Raw genomic sequence first — 20,257 nt, 5'->3', positions numbered from 1 at the left:
AATCAATAAATAGTTCTTCTTCCCCTGCCTCCCCTGCTCCCCCTGCCCCTCACTGCTGACTCAACTCAATAATATTTCCATCAGGATCTTGAGTGAATAGGGCAGGGCGACCGGAAGCACTGGGTTGAAAGGGATAATTATGATCGATCAACTCTTGTTTTGCAGCGTTCAAGTTAGCAACCGAGAAAGCGACGTGAGGGTTGCGTCCCCATTTTTCGTTTGGGTTTTCAGTAGGGACAGTAGGTGCAACTATCAGGTGAATCTGATAATTGCCGACTTGATACCATGCACCAGCGTATTTCAGGGAACGATCTATTTTGGATAATCCCAACACTTTGCCATAAAAGTGTTCAGAGCGTTCTAAGTCAGTCACAAGAATTGCTGTATGGAGACTTTGGGTAATCTGCATTGTCGGTAAGTGCGATCGCGTTTATCTAAATTTTGACGTACTTTGAACCCTTGCGTATTGCTTATTTTCCACCCCTAGTAGGGCTTGTTATTGCCAACATACTTTAAATTCCGGTAAGGGTGTATTAGAGTCAGAGTATACGGTTAAAAAATTTTAACAGACCTAAATCCTTACAGCAGTTGACTAGTGGGAGACGCTGAATTAGAAGATAGTCATTGTGCAAATGAGCGATCGCATGGCCTTTTTTGAAAATAACTCAGCTTGTTTCTAGACAAAAACAAATAATCAGGTAACTAAAATGGCGAAAGAAATAGAGCGGAAATTTTTAGTGAAAGGAGATAGCTGGAGAGGATTAGTTGAAGGTAGTGTATATCGTCAAGGATACATTGCCACACAAGACAAAACGGCTGTACGCATACGTATAGTAGGGGAAAAGAGTTATTTGACTATTAAAGGCCCCAGTATAAAATATTCGAGATTAGAGTTTGAGTATCCTATTCCTGTTGAAGATGCTCAAGAAATGCTTGAGGCATTATGTGAACGTCCCTTTATAGAAAAAATTAGATATAAAATACAATCGGGTGGTTTGATTTGGGAAATAGATGAGTTCGATGGTGTTAATAAAGGATTAATCTTGGCAGAAGTTGAACTGAATGATGAAAATCAACAAATTGAACTACCAAGTTGGATTGGACAAGAAGTTTCTGATGATTCCAGATATTTCAACAGCAATTTAGTAAAACACCCTTTTTCACAATGGTAATGGCGAAAAGGGAGCATCCACTTTTGGAAGAAACACCGGGCGATTGGAAATAGCAGCTATACAGACTAAACCCGCCTGCTTTGGATTTTAGAGAGTCCGCGCAGGCGGACGAAAGTTTGTATAGCCCATCCCATAACGCATTCGACGCAGAATCTTTTGTTTTAACCATTGAGGATAAAATTATACTTGTTCTTTATTTTTTTGAGAAAGTTTTTGCCACAGACTTAACTTTCGCAATGAGTAATATTAATAAATTTTAACAACCTCTTGTTTTTTAGCACAATTTATGCAAACCTCATAAATACATACTACTTTAAATTGGTCGATTTACAGTAGTTAAATCGGTAAATTGTCTTAATTAGCCAATAAACTCAAAATTTAGTGCCAAATAAACTTTTAGCCTCTATTACCTGACTTTTCACGTTATATGGAAAAGTCTACCAAAAACCTAACCTCCTTACCCCGATGCGGGAAAGGGGAAAATTCAGGAGTGTTAATGAGTTAATTACCCTAAATTAGTTTTTTTGAGGTTGGGGTTTCCAATCTCAAAAAAGGTATTTTCTGAATAGAACTGTCAAGGAACTCACAATCAATTTAGTGGCATTAAATATAGTTTTATTAAGCGCACTCGGTCTTTTCTGGAAAATCTTAAATCGGTGAAGGAGTCCAATTAGGTCGAGAATAAGAATCCAAAACTCAGAAGTTAAACAAGCTACTTAACTATCCACAAGTGAGAAATTTTATTAAAAAACAATATTAGTGCCAAATAGTAAGTGTATTTTAAATGCGAATGAAAGAGGAGAATCTGTTACTTCGTCTTTCCTAAATTAGGAGTTACTAAACTTAATCTGTGACATTACTGGAGAGTAAACTTATGTTTTCTGGACAAATTGAAAGAGAATGTTTATATGGAGAAAATTGGACAATTTCGCCAAAAAGTAAATTACCAGATAATCTACAGTTATTAGTGGATCAAGAAGAAGTAGGATGTGATATCTGGGAATTGCAGAGGCAAGAATCTGATGATAAGCCGATTTATCCAAATCTTAATCAGGCTTCTGCTGCACTACCGCGTAAATAAACCACCAATTCCACATTAACGAAACGTTTCCGATATAGGAATTCCGCCTTCTTTGCGCGTCTCATAGATCGTTATTCAAGAAGTAGTTAAGCGACTATTCCATATTTTGTTGCATCATAATGAGTTCTAAAGAGCATACTGCTCTGACCTGACGCAACGAAGTACCATTGTAACTTTAGCAAAGACGCGATCGCATTTCCGCAACCTCTCCTAGAGAAGCGGCTTGCCGTAAGATTAGCAGTGGCTAATGTCTACTACAATCAGCCGCTACTGGCTGATATGAGACGTAGCTTAAATATCTCTGTCTAGCAGGTGGGATTTATGAGTCTTGTGCAACTCGTTTGTGAACCGCCTGTATTACGAGAAACAGTGTTGAACATTGCACTAGTATTTGCAGCCTTTCATGCTACTTGGGTTACTCTACTTTTTCTACTAGAATCTCCTTCGTATAATATCTCCAGCTATTTCATGCAAAATTGAGTTCATCCTGTAAATCTCCGCAATTTGTTTTACCTAGCAAGAGAAGGAATCAATATTAATGGCACATCTGTTTGAACCATTCAAGATTCGTGAAGTTACCTTCCGCAACCGCATTGCTGTTTCACCCATGTGTCAATATTCCAGTACAAATGGATATGCTAATGATTGGCACGTTATTCATTTAGCTTCTCGTGCAGTAGGCGGTGCGGGTATAGTGTTCACAGAAGCAGCAGCTATAGAACCGCGTGGGCGCATTAGCCCGCAAGATTTGGGAATTTGGTCAGATGCACATATAGAAACTTTAGCCAAAACTGTGGCATTGATTCATAACTTTGGCGCTGTTGCAGGGATTCAACTTGCTCATGCAGGTAGAAAGGCCAGCACAGCCAAACCCAGTAAGGGAGGGAAAACGCTGGATGAATCTCAGGAAGGTTGGCGGCCCTTAGTTTCGAGTAGTGCGATCGCCTTTAGCCAAGATAGTCCAGTTCCAGAAGCCCTAAGTCTTGAAGGAATTCAGGAAGTTATTGATGCCTTTGTCCAAGGTACTAAACGTTCTCTGCAAGCTGGTTTTAAGGTAGTGGAAATCCATGCTGCCCACGGTTATCTACTCCACCAGTTTCTTTCACCCCTTGCTAACCAACGGCAAGATGATTATGGTGGCAGCTTTGCAAACCGGACTCGTCTGCTCATAGAAGTTGTTCAAGCAGTTCGAGAGGTTTGGCCCCAGACAAATCCACTCTGGGTACGTATTTCTGCTACCGATTGGGTAGATGGAGCTTGGGACATCGAGCAAAGTATCGCTTTAAGTGACAAGCTTAAGTCTCTAGGAGTTGATCTCATCGATACTTCATCAGGGGGAATTATACCGGGTGTCAAGATACCAATTCAACCTGGTTATCAGACTCAGTTTGCCGAACGCATCCGCCGCGAAGCCAATATCCATACAGGAGCCGTAGGTTTAATCACAGCCCCTGAACACGCTGACGAGATTATTCGCACAGAAGTAGCCGATATAGTGCTGTTAGGACGTGAACTACTCCGCAATCCTTACTGGCCGCATCTGGCAGCTAAACAGTTAGGACACGATAAACTCTGGCCTGTTCAATACGATCGAGCTTGGCTATGATGTCGCTTGTACTTAATTTGCTATTTGGTGGTAGGGGAAATTCATAAATTGCCCCTACCTGAAAATGAGGGCTTGAGACGCTGCGCGTAGCTTGCTTCCACGGAGTGGTAAGCTATCTGCTTTTTCGTACAAAATTCATTCTGACTCCTGAATTCAGAATTCTGAATTCTGTTCGATAATTTAGAAATTAATTTATGAGTCTTCTTTTGCAAGTTGGGCTTTTGCCTGTTGCCACAAATTTTCTAGCTCATCTAAACTGTAATCAGAAAGGGGGCGATCGCAAACTGCCTCCATTTTTTCTAATCGCTGGACAAATCGCTGATTTGTACCTTGCAAACCGGCGCTAGGATCGAGATTATGCCAACGCGCTAGTTGAATAACCGCAAAGAGTAAATCGCCTAATTCTGCTTGTTGTCGTTCGGGTGTTTCCTCAGCTAAAGCCTGTTGAAATTCACCCAATTCTTCATGAAACTTATCCCAAACGCCCTGAATATTTTCCCATTCAAACCCAATAGCAGCAGCCTTTTGAGAAATCTTCATCGCTGCTGTCAACGGGGGAAGGGTGCGCCCATAACGACCGAGTTTAGCACTAAGTTTTTGCGCGTCTGGCGATGGTTCGCCTTTTTCCTGCGCTTTGATTTGTTCCCAATTTTGCCGCACCTCATCCACACTGGCTACTGACACATCACCAAACACATGAGGATGACGGCGAATCAACTTTTGGGAAATCCCCTGAGTTATTTCTTTGAGAGAAAATTGTCCAGATTCACTAGCGATTTGGGCTTGCAATACCACTTGTAATAATAAATCGCCTAATTCTTCTGCGATCGCCTTCTGATCCCCACTCTTAATTGCATCCACCACCTCATAAGCTTCCTCAATCACATAAGGAGTAAGCGTTTCGGCAGTTTGCGCCAAATCCCACGGACAACCACCATCAGGCGATCGCAATTTCGCCACCACCTCAATCAATTCTTGCAAAGCTGCCAAAGTCTCAACTTTGTCACTTGTACTGAGCGAAGCCGAAGTATTTGTCATTTGTCATTTGTCCTTTGTCGTTCTGCCGTTGCTCTTTCTGGTAACTGTAGCTCGACGAGTACCGCGACTTGTAACTTTCCGCTTCTTCATTTTGCCACTAGGAAGCAACCCCCGAACCCCTTGCTTTCGCACGCGCTTGTATGCCGAACCACTCCAATCGCTGAGAGAATGGCTCATCGCGCCAAGTTCTAACCCTAAAAACAGGGCGATATATTCAGTATCATATTGCAGAAGCGATCGCCCCACAGTTTGTCCCAAATCTTGCCAAGTAAAACTCAGATTCCATAATCTTTCGGCAATTGCCAAAACCAAAATTGCCAAGATAGCTAGCAAACACCCCAGATAAAGTATCCGCAGAATCGTGCCAATAATCGGCCCGTGGGATAAAAAAGAACGATGCCGCAGACTTTTTTGATAAGGTAGCCAAATCCAGCGCAAGAAACCCCAGCGTTGAAATTGTACAGAGTAAATATCCAAATCGGGGCCAAACATCAGCCCTCCAAATAGAAACCCGCCTGCAACCAATAAAGTTGCATTGCTACTGCGAGTCTGCCAGAAAGTAATGCCCGCCACCAACGGCAGAGCATACATAGTAATACGATCGTGCGTCCGACCAGAAGGCATCCTAAATCCTGTTAGCGATAGCGGGGCGTTTAGTCCGTGCTGAGTAACTTAATACTGAGCCAGTATAAGAGAAAAAAAGATTTTCCCAAAACTACTAGCGCAATGCAAAATCTTCTGCTATATTAGTTAAGGATTAGTGAAAAGGGCGGTTAGCTCAGTTGGTAGAGCGCCTGCCTTACAAGCAGGATGTCATCAGTTCGAGTCTGGTACTGCCCATTAATTTAATTAAGGCTAGAGACAGCTTAAATGCAGTTTCTAGCCTTTTTTGAATGATTCATAATTATTAATTAGCTAGCTACTATTAACCCATCTTCCATATCTTCAGAATAGAGGGTACTTGCTCTTGCAGATAGGGTTAGGTCTGTATTGAACTAATGGGACTTCCAGAAAATAAATTCTCCAGTAGTTACGGGTTAAGCCTAATGCGCCGCCTACAGATAACAGGTGCGTTATGCTGTCGCGCCAACACATCTGGAATCTCCCCATTCCCTAATCCCTAATTCCCAGTCAAAATGCCTAATGAAATTTGGTTATCACAATTACAAAAACATCGTGCGATCGCAGTTATCCGCGCCCCTAAAATCGAATTGGGAGAGGAAATGGCAATGGCGGTAGCATCTGGGGGAATGCAGCTGATTGAGATTACCTGGAATAGCGATCGCGCTGGAGAATTAATCAGTCAACTACGCTCAGAATTACCAGCCTGTATCATTGGTACTGGCACGTTATTCAATGTCCAACAGCTACAAGAAGCGATCGCATCTGGGGCGCAATTCCTCTTCACACCCCACGTTGACTCAGCAATGATTCAAGCAGCACAAGAAAAAGATATACCTATCATCCCAGGAGCGTTGACTCCTACAGAAATTGTTACCGCTTGGAGTCAGGGCGCTAGTTGTGTAAAAGTGTTTCCCGTACAAGCAGTGGGAGGGGCTGATTACATTAAAAGTTTGCAAGGGCCACTAAGTCAGATTCCCTTAATTCCTACAGGCGGTGTCACTCTGGAAAATGCTAAAGAATTTTTGCAAGCCGGAGCGATCGCTGTCGGTTTGAGCGGTGAATTATTTCCTAAAAAGCTTGTCACAGAGGGAAATTGGCAAGCGATCGCATCTAGGGCAAAAAACCTCATCCAACAGTTAGGTTAAATTAGAATCAAATCATCAAAAATTCACGTCTATTAAAGTAATAGATAGGGAATAAAAGTGAAACCTGATAAGTTTCTCAAGACTTCATGATTTGAGTGTGAGTGTATCTAAAATGAAAAAACTGATTTATCCTGACTGGGTGCATCGCTTAAAAATACTTCTTACTGGTACAGTACTGTCTTTAAGTGTTTTTACTACTGCTGGAACTAGTGAAGTTTGGGCAAATTCCAAAGATCAAGTAATTGCCCAAAAAATCCAGACATTACAAAAATCGGAGCAGCGCTGGATTCAAATTGACCTTTCAAAGCAAAGATTAATAGCTTGGGAAGGTGACAGAGTGGTTTATGGAAGTGCTATTTCCTCCGGCAAAAAAGCTACTCCCACTCTTGTTGGTACTTTTAAAATTCAATCCAAGTTTAAAACTACACGGATGCGGGGAGAAAACTACAATGTTCCTAACGTTCCTCATGCGATGTTTTACCAAGGGAATTACGGTATTCACGGGGCTTACTGGCATAAAAGATTTGGCACGCCAGTGAGCCACGGCTGTGTGAATCTTGCACCTAAACACGCTAAATGGCTATTTGAGTGGGCATCAGTAGGGACACCAATAGTCATCCAGAAATAGTAGGTGAACCAGCCAAAAGGCAATCTATGAAAAATAATTAATAACAACAAATCAAGACAATGGAGTGATTCCCAGCAATATTTTATGCTGGGAATCTTCGGAGTCGGAATTACTGAATTTGAAATAAAATATATAAAAGGGGATTCATAGCAATTTTGGATTTTAAATTTGGTATTTAGGACTAAAAGTCCTTTCCTAAATTTGGTATTATCCAGTTTTCCCCAAAGAAATAAGCGTAAATCCTGACAATTACGGTGTGAAACTCCAAATGCAAATATTAATTCCGGGAAAATTTGCATTGACGCATTTAAATTACAGATTTTTTTTGTAAAAGTTGTTATTAGTCATTAATGAATGACAAATGACCAATGACTAATTGAATGCGGATTAGTTTAGGACTGGTTTGGAAAAGCATTAGCGGATGAATTGCGTAAATCCTTCACAGCAAATTAGTAATCAACCTGGAAATTTATAGTTTCCAGACAATTACTTCACTTCATGATTTTTGCGTACTTTAGAAGGTGAGGCATAATGCAATCCTGGATTCGTAGTGGTGGGATTCGTTCTTCCAAAACTTTTTGTACAGGCGTAGCGCTGATGGTGGTGGCTTTATTTTCTTGGTCAGCACCGTTAGCAGGCGTTCCCGCTTCGGGTTGCTGTAGGCATCGCCATTCTACTACAGCGATCGCTGCGTCAGTTGATGAAAATGGCATCACTGAGTCTAATATCAGGCAAACATCCCAACCTCGCTTAATTGAAATTGACCTGTCAGAACAACGGTTACGTGCATGGGAAGGTAAAAAACTTGTTTATTCATACCGCATTTCTGGAGGGAAGCGATCGACTCCCACACCCATAGGTAGATTTCGGATTAATTCTAAGTATCGCACTCATCGGATGCGAGGCAGGGGCTACAATATTCCTGACGTTCCTTACACAATGTATTTTTACAAAGGCTACGCCATCCACGGCGCTTACTGGCATAATCGTTTTGGCACTCCAGTCAGCCACGGTTGCGTAAATTTACCTGTTAAGCAAGCACGCAATGTTTATAATTGGGCTAGCTATGGGACTTTAGTAGTGGTGCATAAATAATTCGTAATTCGTAATTAAGAGTTGCAATTCTGCCTTTGATATATGGACGGGTGCATTCACGAGTTAAGCACCTGTCTATACATCTTGCTAAACTAAGAACACATCTTCGAAGTATTTAGGAGCTATGAGCTACTCAACTACTAAACTACTTACCCTGGAGGAATTTCTGAAGCTCCCAGAAACAAAGCCTGCAAGTGAATATATTAACGGTGAGATTATTCCTAAGTCAATGCCGAAAGGGAAGCATAGTCGATTGCAGCTAAAACTCTGCAATACTATTAACGAAGTAGCAGAAAGCCAAAAAATCGCTTATGCATTTCCAGAGTTGCGTTGTAGCTTTGATATCCGCTCAATTGTCCCTGATGTAGCGGTTTTTAACTGGTCACGAATTCCATTTGATGTTGATGGGGAAGTTCCCAACGATTTTTTCTTGTGGCCAGATTGGACAATTGAAATACTCTCTCCAGAACAGAGTTCAAACCGGGTAATTGGCAACATTCTTTACTGCTTACAACATGGTTGCCGATTAGGGTGGTTAATTGATCCAACAGATCGCTCAATTTTGGTTTTCCGTTCGGGCCAACAACCAGTATTACTCCAGGGAGAAGATTTTTTGCCTGTATTACCAGAAATTGAACTTGCACTAGCCGTCTATCAAGTTTTTGGATGGTTAAAGATGGATGGCTAGAAATAACTCGCCTCGAATGAGAAGAAGCGTAGGCGTAGCTCGTCGTGGACATTGCTCCATAGCAAATACCAAATTATAGACATAAATCATGTCTATAATAGACATGATCGTGAAGAAAAGAGGTAAGAGAATGAACTGGAGAATTGCAGAAGCGAAACAGAGGTTCTCCGAACTGATTCATGCTGTCACAAAGGAACCGCAACTCATCTACAACCGAAATGAACTGGTGGCTGTTGTTGTTGAAGCTGAGATATTTGAGGAGTTCTTGACATGGCGCAAGCAGCACGAAAAGATTTCTCTAGCTGATGTTTTCAAAGAACTACGCCAGATAGTTGTTGAAGAAGATTATATCCTCGAAGTACCCTCCCGCCAAGACCGTCTTAACCCTTTCGCTGATGCCATCGATGACTTTTCTCTGTGACACTAACATTATCAGCGAATTAGTAAGACTCCAACCTAACTCTGGTGTACTGAAATGGGCAGAAAGAGTTTCCTCTATAGTTTTGAGTGCGATCACCGTTGAAGAAATATTTTACGGATTGACATTCAAGCCCAACCCTAGAATTCAAATATGGTTCGAGAGCTTTTTAGAAAATAACTGTCAAGTATTGCCTATCACAATTGAAATTGCCAAGCGCTCCGGTGAATTGCGAGGTCAACTAAGATTAAGTGGGAAAACACATACCCAAGCAGATATGATGATTGCTGCTACTGCTCAAATTCATCAATTGACTTTAGTAACGCGCAACATCCGGGATTTTGATGGCTGCGGTATCCCACTTTTAAATCCTTTTAGTTAAACGCGCAATAGTTTAACTCAACTGTGCCACAAGTTGATTTTCCAAAAGCGTATCATTGGTTAACAAGTCTTCAACGGTGATTCGCAAAAAACGTTTCTCATCAACTTGAAAGAGAATTTTGATGCGATCGCTTCCAGGATATCCGGGTGGTGTCAGTTGGGCAATTGTCCTCGCGCCTTCTTGATCGTTAAGAGGCTTGACGCTGGTTTCACTATTGTCCAGACGGCGAGTAATTAAGCGATCGCCATCAAAATAAACTTCGGTATTACCTGTATCTGCTCCCAATTCTCCCATAATTAGTTCAATGCTGGGCTGATTTTCCAAAGAAGCACCTAGAACTAATTCCACTGGCTGACTCATTGGATATGCCTGTCCAGCTTTAATTAAAGAATGCCATTTGTGGCGCTGATTGCGGCGATCCCAGTAGCGGATACCATAACTATGATACAGAAAGTCTTTGATTTGTATCCCTTGAGCTAACTGTAATGCACCTTGAGCGATCGCTTCAAAGGGACGTTCGCAACGGATTTTTTCTGGCTCAAAATACTGTTTTATCCATGTCTGCACTGCTGGTAATTGCACGGTTCCACCAACTAACAAAACTGCATTAATATCAGGAAGTTCTATCCCTTGGCGCTTTGCTTGCTGCAACAGTGTCGTCATCGACTCATCCAATAACTCAAAAAATGCGTGTTCTTTGAGGATATTATCAAAAGTGTCGCGGTTTAATTCCAATTCATAACTTTCAAATGTTTCATCATCAAAATAAACTTCACTAGCTTGGTTTTGGGTTGATAGCTGAATTTTTACTCGTTCTGCCAATCGTGTTGTCAAGGGACTTACCGCCAACTCTTGAGTTTTGGCAAAGTAATCTACCAACCAATTATCAATATCAGTACCACCCAAATTTTGCCCAGCTTTCGCCAAGACACGGGCAGTTTTAACTTTTTGTTTTGAATCTTCAGCCAGAGACTTATTACCCCACTTGAGGAGAAATCCCAACGGCTTTGTAGTTGCTTGCACGCCTTGATCCAACCGGACAAGGGACAAATCTAAAGTTCCACCCCCGAAGTCAATTACCAAGAGAATTTCTTGATCTGCTAAACCATAACCCAAGGCTGCGGCTGTGGGTTCATCCAGCATTCGCACTTGTTCAACGGGAAGGGATTGGCAAACGTTTCCCAACCAGTGACGATAGGCTTCAAAACTGTCTACGGGTACGGTTAACACTAGAGAATCTAACCCACCTTGTAGGGGTGCTAGTTCTTCAATTACTTTGGTGAGGAACCATTGCCCTACTTGTTCAAAGGTGACAATTTGTCCATCTAGTTCGGGTAAGAAACCTTGAATATCTGCACCAATACCGCGTTTGAAGCTGCGGAAAAATCGCGTTTCGCCTTTGAGGTCAAGACCGCGATCGCGTACTTGTTGCCCGACTAAGACTTGATTTTGACTTGCGTCTTCCACATAAACCAAGCTGGGAATCAGTGGCGGATTGAGACTTTGTTTGATTGATAAGCCTGGTAGAGTCAGGGTTTCTGGCTGTTGGGTTACTGGGTTCCAACGAGCAATGACTGTGTTGCTAGTACCAAAATCGATTGCGATCGCCATATTTTATATTTATTCTCTCGCACGAAGATGCCAAAGCTGCTTTATTTGTGATTATTCTCTATAAGCTACCAAGAATCCAAATGCGCCCATAGACTTGCTGCTTTGCATTCCAAGCCAGATATCGATTCAGTATGTTGCAGCGAAGTGTTAGCACAGTTAGACAATTGTGACGTTGAGAGTCGCGCCACTCAAGAGTTATTGCAAATATTTATTAATTAATACCTCCACTTTTCCTTTTCGAGAAGAACTGCGTTCGCACTTAAATTGGTGCAATGTTCAAAGATGTCTGCACGTCTTCTAAGGGTGTTTCCCATAATCTGTTCCATTCGATACCAAACAAAGGTTTTGCCCGTTTTCCCATCATCCAGCCTTGCGTCAACCCATCCATAATCTGCTCACAGAGTTCGACTTCGTACATTGCGGTTTTGAGCAAGTTCTTAGCAAGCAGGGCTAGAAATAAACGGTCTGGAGCAAGCTGTGCGATATAAAAAGCTTCTAGTTGAACCTCACCCGGTTTATCAGTATCACACCCTGTAACGACGTGCCAGATGTCATGAGTTTCACCAATGTGAGTACCCAAAAACATAAAGGGATCGTTTACAATCTCGTTAATAGGTGGTGGATTTAATCCTTTTCTAATCATGTGATCCGCATACAGATAGCCCAGTGTATGGTTCGGTAATTGATGCAGTTGCTGTAAATCGATTTTTCCTAGCAAGGGGCGGTCTACAAAAGCTTGTTTGCCTTGGGGAGTCAGGCTTAGAAATGCCACAATTTTTTGGAGCGTAGCTGGATCATTCAGAAAACGGGAAAGCTTACCAATGGCAGCGAAATCTCCATAAGGAGATTTCACCAATTCTAGAAAGCTCTCCAGAATTGCCGTTTCTTGAGACTGATTGATGGTTTCTATCATGGGTTATTAATTAATTATTGAAAAATTAATATAGCTAGCTATTTTATGGAAAGTATACACCCACAAGAGGGCAATAATCTTTACCTTTACTTCCAATATGGGCAAACGTGAAGCGTTGATCTGTCAATAAAACAACGTAAGTGACCAAAAAGCTGATTATTTCGTTCACCAATCCAGGCGATTAACCCAGATTTATGAATAAGACACATAGTAAACCTACTTAGGTAGATTATATTGTTAAACTTCCTGAGCGATCGCTGGAGGAGTTTTGTCGATGGGTATACCGCTTCATGGGCAATGCTCAGTTCATCTATCCTCAACATCTAGCTGAACAACACCAGAAATTTGCTCGTGCATTAATAGATCGGTATTCTTCCAAAGCTATATAAATCAGAATTTTATTACAGAAACTACCACTAACCCGGAACTCCAGGTTAGTGGTAGTTCACGCTCAATCTTCATGCCTTAACTGCCATACTGCACCGCAAGCGGCCCCAGCCCCAGCTAACAATCCGGTACTCATTCCTTGGATAGTTTTTTGGATCGGATCTTGAGTTAGACAGTCACTTGTAACCTTACTGTCTTCTAAGCAGAGATTACTTTCTGCCCAAGCAGCAGTACCTCCCAAAATTACACCAGTTATACTACAGGAAATAACTAGCAGCAAAAGGCGTTGAGTTTTTCTCACCATAGATAGATGTGTTAAAGATTTAGAGATAGTGATTTACTTTCAATTACTTTACACATACTTGCTAGCAAATGTCAGCTGGTTTCAAAACCGAAACAGGTCAAAGTTGATTTTGCCTGTATTTGTATTAAAGATACAAATTGGATTGAATCAATCGCATAAATTATATTTTTACCTCTTCTGAGGCACTAATACTGGTATTTTATGGGCATCGGCTACGGATTTGGCATGTTGCCCAACAGTCACAACATTGAACTGACTGGATATAATTTCCAAACTTTTGTTCACTATTGCCAGCTTCTTGTAGGTGGGGAGACTCATTCCAGGGAAGAATGATAACTCTGGCACATCTTCTTGACTTACAAAGTCTGTAGGATGGAATAACAAAGAAGGCTGCACACGTGTAAGTTTACACAACCATAGGGCAATTCGGAGATATAGTAACGCCGCTTCCGAAGAAAATGTACTGATATACATTATGTAACTGAAGTGAATTGGTACCTTGAAAATGGGCATGGTGGTGACAGGAATTTCAGTCAATTTATCCTTACCCATCTTCCACTGGTAAGGCTTTAAAGGCTGCAAACCGTCTTTTAAACCGCCAAACAAGGCTTCGCGTTTTTTACGTTCTTCCTTGCTCAGTTTACAAGTCATTAAATAATAAGCTCGTGCTATGGGCCCCAAAAATGTGGGAAAAGTCGAAGCATCATATTCGTATCCCCGTCGTGCTAAGACTTTCAATACCGCAGGCGAAAAACTGTATCCAGGTCCCCGAAAGCCGATAGGATGTTGATGCGTAACGCGCTTGATATGTTGTTCGGCTAACGCCACTTCTTGTTCAATTTCATCCTCTGAATATAGGTGTAGCCAGGGATCGTGGTAAAATGAATGATTACCTATTTCGTGACCAGCGTTAGCGATCGCTTGTAATGCCTTAGTGTTCTTTTCCAAGGCTGCATCCTGACCCACAATGAAGACCGTGATTGTCACATCCCACTGCTGAAAAATATCTAAGAAACGAGGGACTGCAATATCTAAATAAGAGGGAAAAGTCTCCCAACCAGGAGCGCCCTGATTTTTTAGAAATGACCAAACATTATCCAAGTCTAAAGAAAGACTGGCTATTGGTTTGTTTCCTCGTCGCTTTGTTTTCATTATGAGTTTAAGTATTTGGATAATTTTAAGCGTAAATTAAGTTTTAGGAAGACAGATTTAATCACCTGCAACTTTATTCCTTAGAAGTGACTACGACGCGCTATTAGACACCGCACCAGCTACAGAGATTATAAATTAGATCAGCATATTTTCTAGATTATGATGCTCAATTTATATCATTAGTTTCCATAAAAAGCGATTATACAAAAAATTTTCAACATCCTAGATATTGATTTGCTGCCTTTGAGTCAAACACATTGCAATTCCCTTTTCGTAGTAAGCTGCCTCATTAATAAAAATCGGCCAAACGGTAGATGCACCCTCATAAACAATTGTTTTATCATGAAAGGTTATAAACATTGGATCTCCTGGGTTCAAAGCTTGGTAATCCTTGTCCTGAAGCTCTGGATGAATCATCGCAAACATTTTACCATCCTGTTGTTTTGGATAGTCCACAACTGATAAATGGTCATAGAGAATCAACGTTTCATTAGTTGATGCAATTTTACCTTGATTAAACTGTTCTAGATAGTCGAGAACCGCATAAACAAGTTCTTCTGTTTGTTGGAACAACGTCGCTTTTAAGATACCTTGGGCAATAGGGCCAACCTCGATCGCAAAGCCTAATTCGCACAGGGAATTTACAAATGGATTTTCTGTAATTGATTTAAAAGAGCAGCGATAAATCCTCACCAAAGGGCTAATCTGACTCAGATAAGCAGCCAATTGCAAGTTTAAAGGATGACTGTTTACCAAAATAATTGTCAAACCCATATTAGCTGTGCTGCTGTGCAAATCTAAAATAAAATCTGCTTGTTGATCTCTGTTTGATCCTAGAGTGTTTTGAATTGATTTAGCTTGCAATTCTTCGTAACTATTAAGAGTTGGATCTTGTAAATCTTGCTGGAGAAAACAGCGATTTAAATCCTTTTCTACATATCGCCTCCCGGCGGCAAAAGCGTTAAGATTTGCTAACAAAGTAACTGTCTCAAAACTTTGTCTAGTAATCAAGTCGGGAAATTGAGCAAATTTTTGGATTAAATAGGCCCCAGTAAACTCATTGCCATGAGTTCCACCAACAATTGCAACTCGATTAATTTGGTTCACAATTACACCAACTCCAGAATGCAGCCTCTCAATCAAGAGGAAGGGGCAGGGGAGCAAAGAGAAATGTTTAGTAATTTTTACTACTAAAATAGCTCGAAATACACTTGTTTGTTTCTCTCCCCCTGCTCCCCTGCCTCTTTTTCAATGTACATTATGAAGCATTCAGGGTGCCGATGCGATCGCGCCCAGATGGTTCATAAAGATAAGACATATCAGGCCCATCAGGAATAATCCCACCGGGATTGAGTGGGAATAGGTTCCCGTAGTAGTCACGCTTCACACTCTCGACATCGCAGGTATCAGCTACACCGGGAAGCTGATATAAATCGCGTAAGTAAGCTCCCAAGTTGTGATAGTCTCGAATTCGCTGCCTATTGCACTTAAACAACCCGTAGTAGGCACTATCAAACCTAAACAACGTCGTGAATAAACGGACATCTGCAAGGGTGAGATTGTCTCCACACAAATATCGACTAGTTTGCAATGCAATGTCAATCTCATCGAGAGTCGCAAACAGTTCATTACAAGCTTGATTGTATGCTTCTTGGGTTTGGGCAAAACCGCAGCGATACACACCGTTATTTACCGCGTGATAAATTTTCTCATTCCACCAGTCAATTTTCTCTTTGAGTACTTCTGGGTAAAGATTCAGTGTGGGATTGTTGGCGAACTCGTTAAATTCCGAGTTCAACATGACGATAATCTCTGAACTCTCATTATTAACGATAGTTTTTGTTTGGTTGTCCCATAAAATTGGAACTGTTGAGCGTCCACTGTAACCAGGTTCTGCCAGTTGATAAAATTCAGCTAGTGTACGACAACCTTCTTCTTCCTCGTTAAATATCCAACCGCCTTCAATGGGAGAAGGAGAGACAATACATACTGATATTACCGCTTCGAGCTTTTTGAGCGATCGCACAACCAGGGTTCGATGCGCCCAAGGACAACCCAACCCAACATAGAGTTTGTAGCGCCCTGCTGCTGGTGGGTGTGGATTTCCTTCTTCTATACCAATGAACTTGCGAAACTGGCTATTAGGACGAATATATGCTCCCGACTGATTGCTAGGAGCAAGCTTTGACATCATTATCTGCCACATAGTCGTCCAGACAAATTTTCCCAGCCAGATGATGAGCTTCGGAGGGAGTGTCCTCCCCTTTTTCTTTGGGAGATTTTTTTCGTCATCCATCGGAGTCGAGTTGCTCATGGTGACAATCTTGCTTTGGGAATTCTTACAAGCTAATCGTATCAAACTTGCGATCGCTTTACTACATCTATAACCAAGGAGGTATTGCTTTTCTAAAAAGCTGCTTACTTTCCAGACTTTAATGTCTGTATCTGCTGTAATAAATTGCCAATTAATTTACTAAAAGGCTTAATGAGGATTTAGTTTCAACGACAATTATTTACGCTTACTTAATCTCTGATAGATGCCTTTTCCCTAAGAAACGTATCAAATGTAAACCTATCGGGCAGTGAAGTTTGTGCGCCTGCTTTTGTCGTCGCTAAAGCACCTGCTGCTGCACCCCAAACAACTGCTTGATGTAAAGAAAGTCCTGCAAAAAGTGCCGCCGTTAAACCACCATTAAAAGCATCGCCAGCTGCTACTGTATCAACTGCATGAACCAGAAATGCGGGGACAAAAAACTTTTCCTCAGCAGTGGCACAAAAAACACCTTTAGCACCCAGTTTAACGATCGCACATTTCACACCCCGTTGTAATAAAACTTCAGCAGCCTTTGCCGCAAGTTCTTCTCCATCCACAGGAAAACCCACTAACTGCGCGGCTTCAACTTCATTCGGTGTAATAATGTCCACTAATGGGTAAAGTTCGTCTGGGAAATCAGATTGTGCGGGTGCTGGATCGAGAATTACCCTGATTTTGGCTTTTTTTGCAGCTTTAGCGGCTGCAATCACGGCAGTAATCGGAATTTCTAATTGTAAAAGCAGTGCTGTTGCTTCTGGTAATAACTGGGACAATCGTTCTACATCTTCTTGATTTACACGCCCATTTGCACCAGGAATTACAATAATTTGATTTTCCCCAGCATGATTTACGGCGATAATGGCAACTCCAGAACTAACAGTTTCATCCACAAAAATATTATCAATCTGCACACCAGATGATTGCAAATTGTTGACAAGTTCCACACCAAAATCATCTGCACCGACACGCCCCACAATTTGGGTAGGAATTCCCAGTTTTGCTAATGCTACAGCTTGATTCGCTCCTTTACCTCCTGAAACTTTAAAAAATTTTTCTCCTAGCAACGTTTCTCCTGGGACTGGCAATCGGGGTGTTGTTGCTACTAAGTCTATATTGATGCTGCCAAAGACGATAATGCTCATTTTTGTTGATCTTTAAAGCTATTTTGCCTGGGAAGACACGCCCTAACTCTCGGTTTTAATAGGTTAGGGGGCAATGATTGCCGGATTTTGGCGTAAAGGGAAAAGGGGAAAAAATCTTATATATCGAGTCTTCCAATCATTTTCCCCTTAGTTTTTCCCTTGAACCGAGCAGTATTGGGTTATACCATTTCACGAAATTATTGATACATACAAATAAATCACTATTCTTGCTCCCCCTGCAAGAATCTGTATCAATCTTAAAGTGAAACGGTATTAGGGGGATTTAGCTTTCAGTTTTTCAGTGTGTAAATCCTGAAGTATTAGGTTTTACTTGTCATTGCAAATATCGATTTTGCTATTACAGAGCAAAATAGTCTCAGTCATTTAACTCCATCAATTCTTTTGTTTTCAAAGCAGCTGCTACAGGCTGAGAACATTCTCGAATCTGAGGAGAGATAGAGCAAATCGCATCTGTAGTTGTTTCAAAACAATTTGATAATCCAATTGTTTTTAACAACCCTGTTCGTTCCAATAGTTGTTTGACTTCGGGTTGTAAGCCTGTGAGAATTAAGCGGCAATTGTGCCGTTCCAAGTCATGGTAAATATCCTCTAAAGCTACTAATCCAGTTGTGTCCATATTTGGTACAAAGCGCAACCGGAGAATTAAATACTTCACTTCCGGTTCATCGCGGAGGAAGGTAGCAAAGCGTTCAGCAGCACCAAAAAATACGGGGCCATCTACGCGATAAACCGCAATTTCCTTACCTAATTCCAGAGGAGTACCAGGGGGAAATACTTCGGTTTCAGGTATTTTAACTAGACTTAAATCGCTCATCCGTTTGATGAACAATGCTCCGGCTGCAATTAATCCTACTTCTACAGCGAGAACTAAATCAAACAAGATTGTTACTAGCCAGGTGAGAATCATCACCGCAAAGTCGGAGTAGGTAGCACGCATCAATAAACCAATGGCTTCCCACTCAATCATCCGTACACTAACTACCATGAGAATGCCAGCAAGTGCTGCTAAGGGAATCTGTGCTGCTAGGGGTGCTAAAGTCAAAACAATAATAGCTAAAGCAACGCCGTGAATTACCCCAGATAGTCGGGTTTTGCCGCCAGAACGGACATTGACAGCAGTCCGAGCGATCGCACCTGTTGCCGGGATGCCGCCAAAAAATGGGATAATAATATTTGCCAATCCTTGACCAATTAATTCGCGATCGCTATTGTGTTTTTCGCTCACTGTCATCCCATCAGCCACTACCGCCGACAGTAACGATTCAATACTTCCCAGTGCAGCCAAAGCCAAAGCTGGATTAATCAGTTCTCGAATCACACTAAAATCATTCCAGTGGGGAATGCCTTGGGGCATTGGTAAAGATTGCGGAATACTCCCAATTGTGGGTACATCCAGATGAAAATAAGTTGCTATCCCTGTTGCCAACACCAACCCCACTAAAGAACCCGGTATTGTCGTATTAATCCTGGGCCATAAAATATTGGCTGCCATTACCACAATTGCTAACCCAACAGCAGCCCAATTTAGAGCTTCTACATGAGTTAAACTTTGCCAAAGCCCTGGCAAAAAGTGTTCACTACGTGGTAATTGTAAACCAAAGAAATTATTTAATTGACCGCAAAATATAATCACGGCAATACCATTGGTAAAGCCTGCCGTCACTGGATAGGGAATAAACTTCACTAGCTGTCCAAGTTTGGCAACCCCCAAGGCAATCTGGATAATTCCAGCCATCACCCCAGCAATCCAAACTTTCTCAAGGCCGTACTTGGCGACAATTCCCACCAGAACCACAGCCATTGCACCTGTCGGCCCTGTAATCTGTACTGGCGAACCGCCAAAAATTGCCGCGACAATTCCCGCCACAATAGCGGTATAAAGTCCCGCCTTTGGTTCCACACCACTCGCTACCGCAAAGGCTAAAGCCAAAGGCAATGCTACCACTGCTGCTGTTAGTCCACCCGTTAAATCGCCACGCAGTCCACTAAACCAGCGATTCAGACGTAAAAACTGTGGTTCTTCGAGGATATTAGAGATTGCCATATTCAGTTTTAACTCTTATAAACAATTTTTTCTGCACACATAGATGTGATATAATATGTGGCAAATTAAGCATAATACCCAAAATCATAAAGAGCCACGGGTAAAAGCCCCTTTATTATAGACATCTCAGAAAAAAGTCAAAATTATATTGTCATTAGTTTGTAGGGTGCAGTCTTGAAGAATCCACCCATTTTGGTTTCTCGGCAGTGGATAAGATGAGAACCGTAGTTTTGTAGGTTGGGTGCAGCGTTAGCGTAACCCAACATAAAATTTGGTGGTAATGTTGGGTTGCGGTTCACTCCACCCAACCTAATATCTTTTAAAAACTCTAGGTTTCAACATAGATGAGGTTTAGCACCCCCATTCGTCTCGCCGCCAAATTTTGTTGTGGCGGCGAGACGAATGGGGACGAGTGCACCTCGAATTCGCTCGGTGAGCGTAGTCGAACCGTGAGCCAAATTGTCGCTTTGCGTCTACATCAATTGTCTCTAC

At 41.7% G+C, this 20,257-nt stretch carries 21 protein-coding genes and 1 tRNA gene; 10 read left to right on the top strand and 12 right to left on the bottom strand.

What is annotated here, in order from left to right; all coding sequences use genetic code 11:
* Positions 1 to 49: 49 nt before the first annotated feature.
* A complete protein-coding gene (locus tag GNF10_RS11960) occupies positions 50 to 409 on the bottom strand; it encodes a VOC family protein (protein WP_185583173.1) in 360 nt (119 codons plus the stop codon).
* A 298-nt stretch (positions 410 to 707) separates the two neighbouring features.
* On the opposite strand from GNF10_RS11960, the gene GNF10_RS11955 reads away from it, so the two are divergent.
* The 3 genes from GNF10_RS11955 (at position 708) to GNF10_RS11945 (ending at position 3,859) form a co-directional block, all read left to right on the top strand.
* Positions 708 to 1,172: a CYTH domain-containing protein gene (locus GNF10_RS11955; RefSeq protein ID WP_163932151.1), complete on the top strand. Its 465-nt coding sequence runs from the start codon at positions 708 to 710 to the stop codon at positions 1,170 to 1,172.
* Positions 1,173 to 2,046: 874 nt separating this feature from the next.
* Complete coding sequence (locus GNF10_RS11950; RefSeq protein ID WP_185583176.1) at positions 2,047 to 2,253, top strand: hypothetical protein; 207 nt, start codon at positions 2,047 to 2,049, stop codon at positions 2,251 to 2,253.
* Between the two features lie 538 nt (positions 2,254 to 2,791).
* Positions 2,792 to 3,859: an NADH:flavin oxidoreductase/NADH oxidase gene (locus GNF10_RS11945; RefSeq protein WP_185583178.1), complete on the top strand. Its 1,068-nt coding sequence runs from the start codon at positions 2,792 to 2,794 to the stop codon at positions 3,857 to 3,859.
* 192 nt (positions 3,860 to 4,051) lie between these two features.
* Here the strand turns inward: GNF10_RS11945 and mazG are convergent, their stop codons facing one another.
* Together mazG and GNF10_RS11935 are read right to left on the bottom strand one after the other, a co-directional pair.
* Positions 4,052 to 4,897 (bottom strand): nucleoside triphosphate pyrophosphohydrolase, encoded by an 846-nt coding sequence (mazG, locus tag GNF10_RS11940; protein WP_185583180.1) that lies wholly within the window; start codon positions 4,895 to 4,897, stop codon positions 4,052 to 4,054.
* 3 nt (positions 4,898 to 4,900) lie between these two features.
* Positions 4,901 to 5,521 carry a metal-binding protein gene (locus GNF10_RS11935; RefSeq protein ID WP_185583181.1) on the bottom strand — a complete coding sequence of 207 codons (621 nt, stop codon included), beginning with the start codon at positions 5,519 to 5,521 and terminating at the stop codon, positions 4,901 to 4,903.
* Between the two features lie 143 nt (positions 5,522 to 5,664).
* Between GNF10_RS11935 and GNF10_RS11930 the strand changes: the two genes are divergently transcribed.
* The 7 genes from GNF10_RS11930 (at position 5,665) to GNF10_RS11900 (ending at position 9,877) form a co-directional block, all read left to right on the top strand.
* Positions 5,665 to 5,737, top strand: a tRNA-Val gene (locus tag GNF10_RS11930).
* Between the two features lie 296 nt (positions 5,738 to 6,033).
* Positions 6,034 to 6,666, top strand: a complete 633-nt coding sequence (locus GNF10_RS11925) for a bifunctional 4-hydroxy-2-oxoglutarate aldolase/2-dehydro-3-deoxy-phosphogluconate aldolase (protein WP_185583183.1) — start codon at positions 6,034 to 6,036, stop codon at positions 6,664 to 6,666.
* Positions 6,667 to 6,778: 112 nt separating this feature from the next.
* Positions 6,779 to 7,294 (top strand): L,D-transpeptidase, encoded by a 516-nt coding sequence (locus tag GNF10_RS11920; RefSeq protein ID WP_185583185.1) that lies wholly within the window; start codon positions 6,779 to 6,781, stop codon positions 7,292 to 7,294.
* A 531-nt stretch (positions 7,295 to 7,825) separates the two neighbouring features.
* The gene (locus GNF10_RS11915) at positions 7,826 to 8,389 is read left to right on the top strand and encodes a L,D-transpeptidase (protein WP_185583187.1); all 564 of its coding nucleotides are present in this window, start codon (positions 7,826 to 7,828) and stop codon (positions 8,387 to 8,389) included.
* A gap of 124 nt (positions 8,390 to 8,513) precedes the next feature.
* On the top strand, positions 8,514 to 9,077 hold the full coding sequence (locus GNF10_RS11910; RefSeq protein WP_185583189.1) for a Uma2 family endonuclease: 564 nt from the start codon (positions 8,514 to 8,516) through the stop codon (positions 9,075 to 9,077).
* Between the two features lie 130 nt (positions 9,078 to 9,207).
* Positions 9,208 to 9,498: a type II toxin-antitoxin system prevent-host-death family antitoxin gene (locus tag GNF10_RS11905; protein ID WP_185583191.1), complete on the top strand. Its 291-nt coding sequence runs from the start codon at positions 9,208 to 9,210 to the stop codon at positions 9,496 to 9,498.
* A complete protein-coding gene (locus GNF10_RS11900; protein ID WP_260445837.1) occupies positions 9,473 to 9,877 on the top strand; it encodes a type II toxin-antitoxin system VapC family toxin in 405 nt (134 codons plus the stop codon). The genes GNF10_RS11905 and GNF10_RS11900 overlap by 26 nt, the downstream gene beginning before the upstream one ends.
* Positions 9,878 to 9,889: 12 nt before the next feature.
* On the opposite strand, the gene GNF10_RS11895 is transcribed toward GNF10_RS11900, so the two are convergent.
* From GNF10_RS11895 to GNF10_RS11855, 9 genes are all read right to left on the bottom strand, one after another.
* The gene (locus GNF10_RS11895; protein ID WP_185583196.1) at positions 9,890 to 11,488 is read right to left on the bottom strand and encodes an Hsp70 family protein; all 1,599 of its coding nucleotides are present in this window, start codon (positions 11,486 to 11,488) and stop codon (positions 9,890 to 9,892) included.
* A 259-nt stretch (positions 11,489 to 11,747) separates the two neighbouring features.
* On the bottom strand, positions 11,748 to 12,401 hold the full coding sequence (locus tag GNF10_RS11890) for a Coq4 family protein (protein WP_185583198.1): 654 nt from the start codon (positions 12,399 to 12,401) through the stop codon (positions 11,748 to 11,750).
* 451 nt (positions 12,402 to 12,852) lie between these two features.
* On the bottom strand, positions 12,853 to 13,092 hold the full coding sequence (locus GNF10_RS11885; protein WP_094327835.1) for a hypothetical protein: 240 nt from the start codon (positions 13,090 to 13,092) through the stop codon (positions 12,853 to 12,855).
* A 168-nt stretch (positions 13,093 to 13,260) separates the two neighbouring features.
* On the bottom strand, positions 13,261 to 14,244 hold the full coding sequence (locus GNF10_RS11880) for a polysaccharide deacetylase family protein (protein WP_185583200.1): 984 nt from the start codon (positions 14,242 to 14,244) through the stop codon (positions 13,261 to 13,263).
* A gap of 222 nt (positions 14,245 to 14,466) precedes the next feature.
* Entirely contained in the window at positions 14,467 to 15,351 is an 885-nt protein-coding gene (locus GNF10_RS11875) for an aspartoacylase (RefSeq protein ID WP_185583202.1), read from the bottom strand.
* A gap of 151 nt (positions 15,352 to 15,502) precedes the next feature.
* Complete coding sequence (locus GNF10_RS11870; protein WP_185583204.1) at positions 15,503 to 16,558, bottom strand: glutathione S-transferase family protein; 1,056 nt, start codon at positions 16,556 to 16,558, stop codon at positions 15,503 to 15,505.
* 209 nt (positions 16,559 to 16,767) lie between these two features.
* A complete protein-coding gene (rbsK, locus tag GNF10_RS11865) occupies positions 16,768 to 17,700 on the bottom strand; it encodes a ribokinase (RefSeq protein WP_185583206.1) in 933 nt (310 codons plus the stop codon).
* Positions 17,701 to 18,076: 376 nt separating this feature from the next.
* Positions 18,077 to 19,765, bottom strand: coding sequence for a SulP family inorganic anion transporter (locus GNF10_RS11860; RefSeq protein WP_185583208.1), 1,689 nt, complete (start codon positions 19,763 to 19,765; stop codon positions 18,077 to 18,079).
* A 143-nt stretch (positions 19,766 to 19,908) separates the two neighbouring features.
* Positions 19,909 to 20,064 (bottom strand): hypothetical protein, encoded by a 156-nt coding sequence (locus tag GNF10_RS11855; RefSeq protein WP_185591965.1) that lies wholly within the window; start codon positions 20,062 to 20,064, stop codon positions 19,909 to 19,911.
* Positions 20,065 to 20,257 lie beyond the last annotated feature (193 nt).

The organism is Nostoc sp. UCD121, assembly GCF_014222285.1.
Taxonomy (GTDB): Bacteria; Cyanobacteriota; Cyanobacteriia; order Cyanobacteriales; family Nostocaceae; genus Nostoc.
The sequence above is the reverse complement of the archived record's forward strand: the minus strand, read 5'-3'. Positions and strand labels throughout refer to the sequence as shown.

Coding starts and splice junctions, on each gene's coding strand:
- GNF10_RS11910 (WP_185583189.1), top strand. CDS start 8,514: ATGAGCTACTCAACTACTAAACTACTTACCCTGGAGGAATTTCTGAAG.
- GNF10_RS11880 (WP_185583200.1), bottom strand. CDS start 14,244: ATGAAAACAAAGCGACGAGGAAACAAACCAATAGCCAGTCTTTCTTTA.
- GNF10_RS11955 (WP_163932151.1), top strand. CDS start 708: ATGGCGAAAGAAATAGAGCGGAAATTTTTAGTGAAAGGAGATAGCTGG.
- GNF10_RS11905 (WP_185583191.1), top strand. CDS start 9,208: ATGAACTGGAGAATTGCAGAAGCGAAACAGAGGTTCTCCGAACTGATT.
- GNF10_RS11950 (WP_185583176.1), top strand. CDS start 2,047: ATGTTTTCTGGACAAATTGAAAGAGAATGTTTATATGGAGAAAATTGG.
- GNF10_RS11895 (WP_185583196.1), bottom strand. CDS start 11,488: ATGGCGATCGCAATCGATTTTGGTACTAGCAACACAGTCATTGCTCGT.
- GNF10_RS11870 (WP_185583204.1), bottom strand. CDS start 16,558: ATGAGCAACTCGACTCCGATGGATGACGAAAAAAATCTCCCAAAGAAA.
- GNF10_RS11890 (WP_185583198.1), bottom strand. CDS start 12,401: ATGATAGAAACCATCAATCAGTCTCAAGAAACGGCAATTCTGGAGAGC.
- GNF10_RS11945 (WP_185583178.1), top strand. CDS start 2,792: ATGGCACATCTGTTTGAACCATTCAAGATTCGTGAAGTTACCTTCCGC.
- GNF10_RS11915 (WP_185583187.1), top strand. CDS start 7,826: ATGCAATCCTGGATTCGTAGTGGTGGGATTCGTTCTTCCAAAACTTTT.
- rbsK (WP_185583206.1), bottom strand. CDS start 17,700: ATGAGCATTATCGTCTTTGGCAGCATCAATATAGACTTAGTAGCAACA.
- GNF10_RS11960 (WP_185583173.1), bottom strand. CDS start 409: ATGCAGATTACCCAAAGTCTCCATACAGCAATTCTTGTGACTGACTTA.
- GNF10_RS11885 (WP_094327835.1), bottom strand. CDS start 13,092: ATGGTGAGAAAAACTCAACGCCTTTTGCTGCTAGTTATTTCCTGTAGT.
- GNF10_RS11925 (WP_185583183.1), top strand. CDS start 6,034: ATGCCTAATGAAATTTGGTTATCACAATTACAAAAACATCGTGCGATC.
- GNF10_RS11935 (WP_185583181.1), bottom strand. CDS start 5,521: ATGCCTTCTGGTCGGACGCACGATCGTATTACTATGTATGCTCTGCCG.
- GNF10_RS11860 (WP_185583208.1), bottom strand. CDS start 19,765: ATGGCAATCTCTAATATCCTCGAAGAACCACAGTTTTTACGTCTGAAT.
- GNF10_RS11920 (WP_185583185.1), top strand. CDS start 6,779: ATGAAAAAACTGATTTATCCTGACTGGGTGCATCGCTTAAAAATACTT.
- GNF10_RS11900 (WP_260445837.1), top strand. CDS start 9,473: ATGCCATCGATGACTTTTCTCTGTGACACTAACATTATCAGCGAATTA.
- mazG (WP_185583180.1), bottom strand. CDS start 4,897: ATGACAAATACTTCGGCTTCGCTCAGTACAAGTGACAAAGTTGAGACT.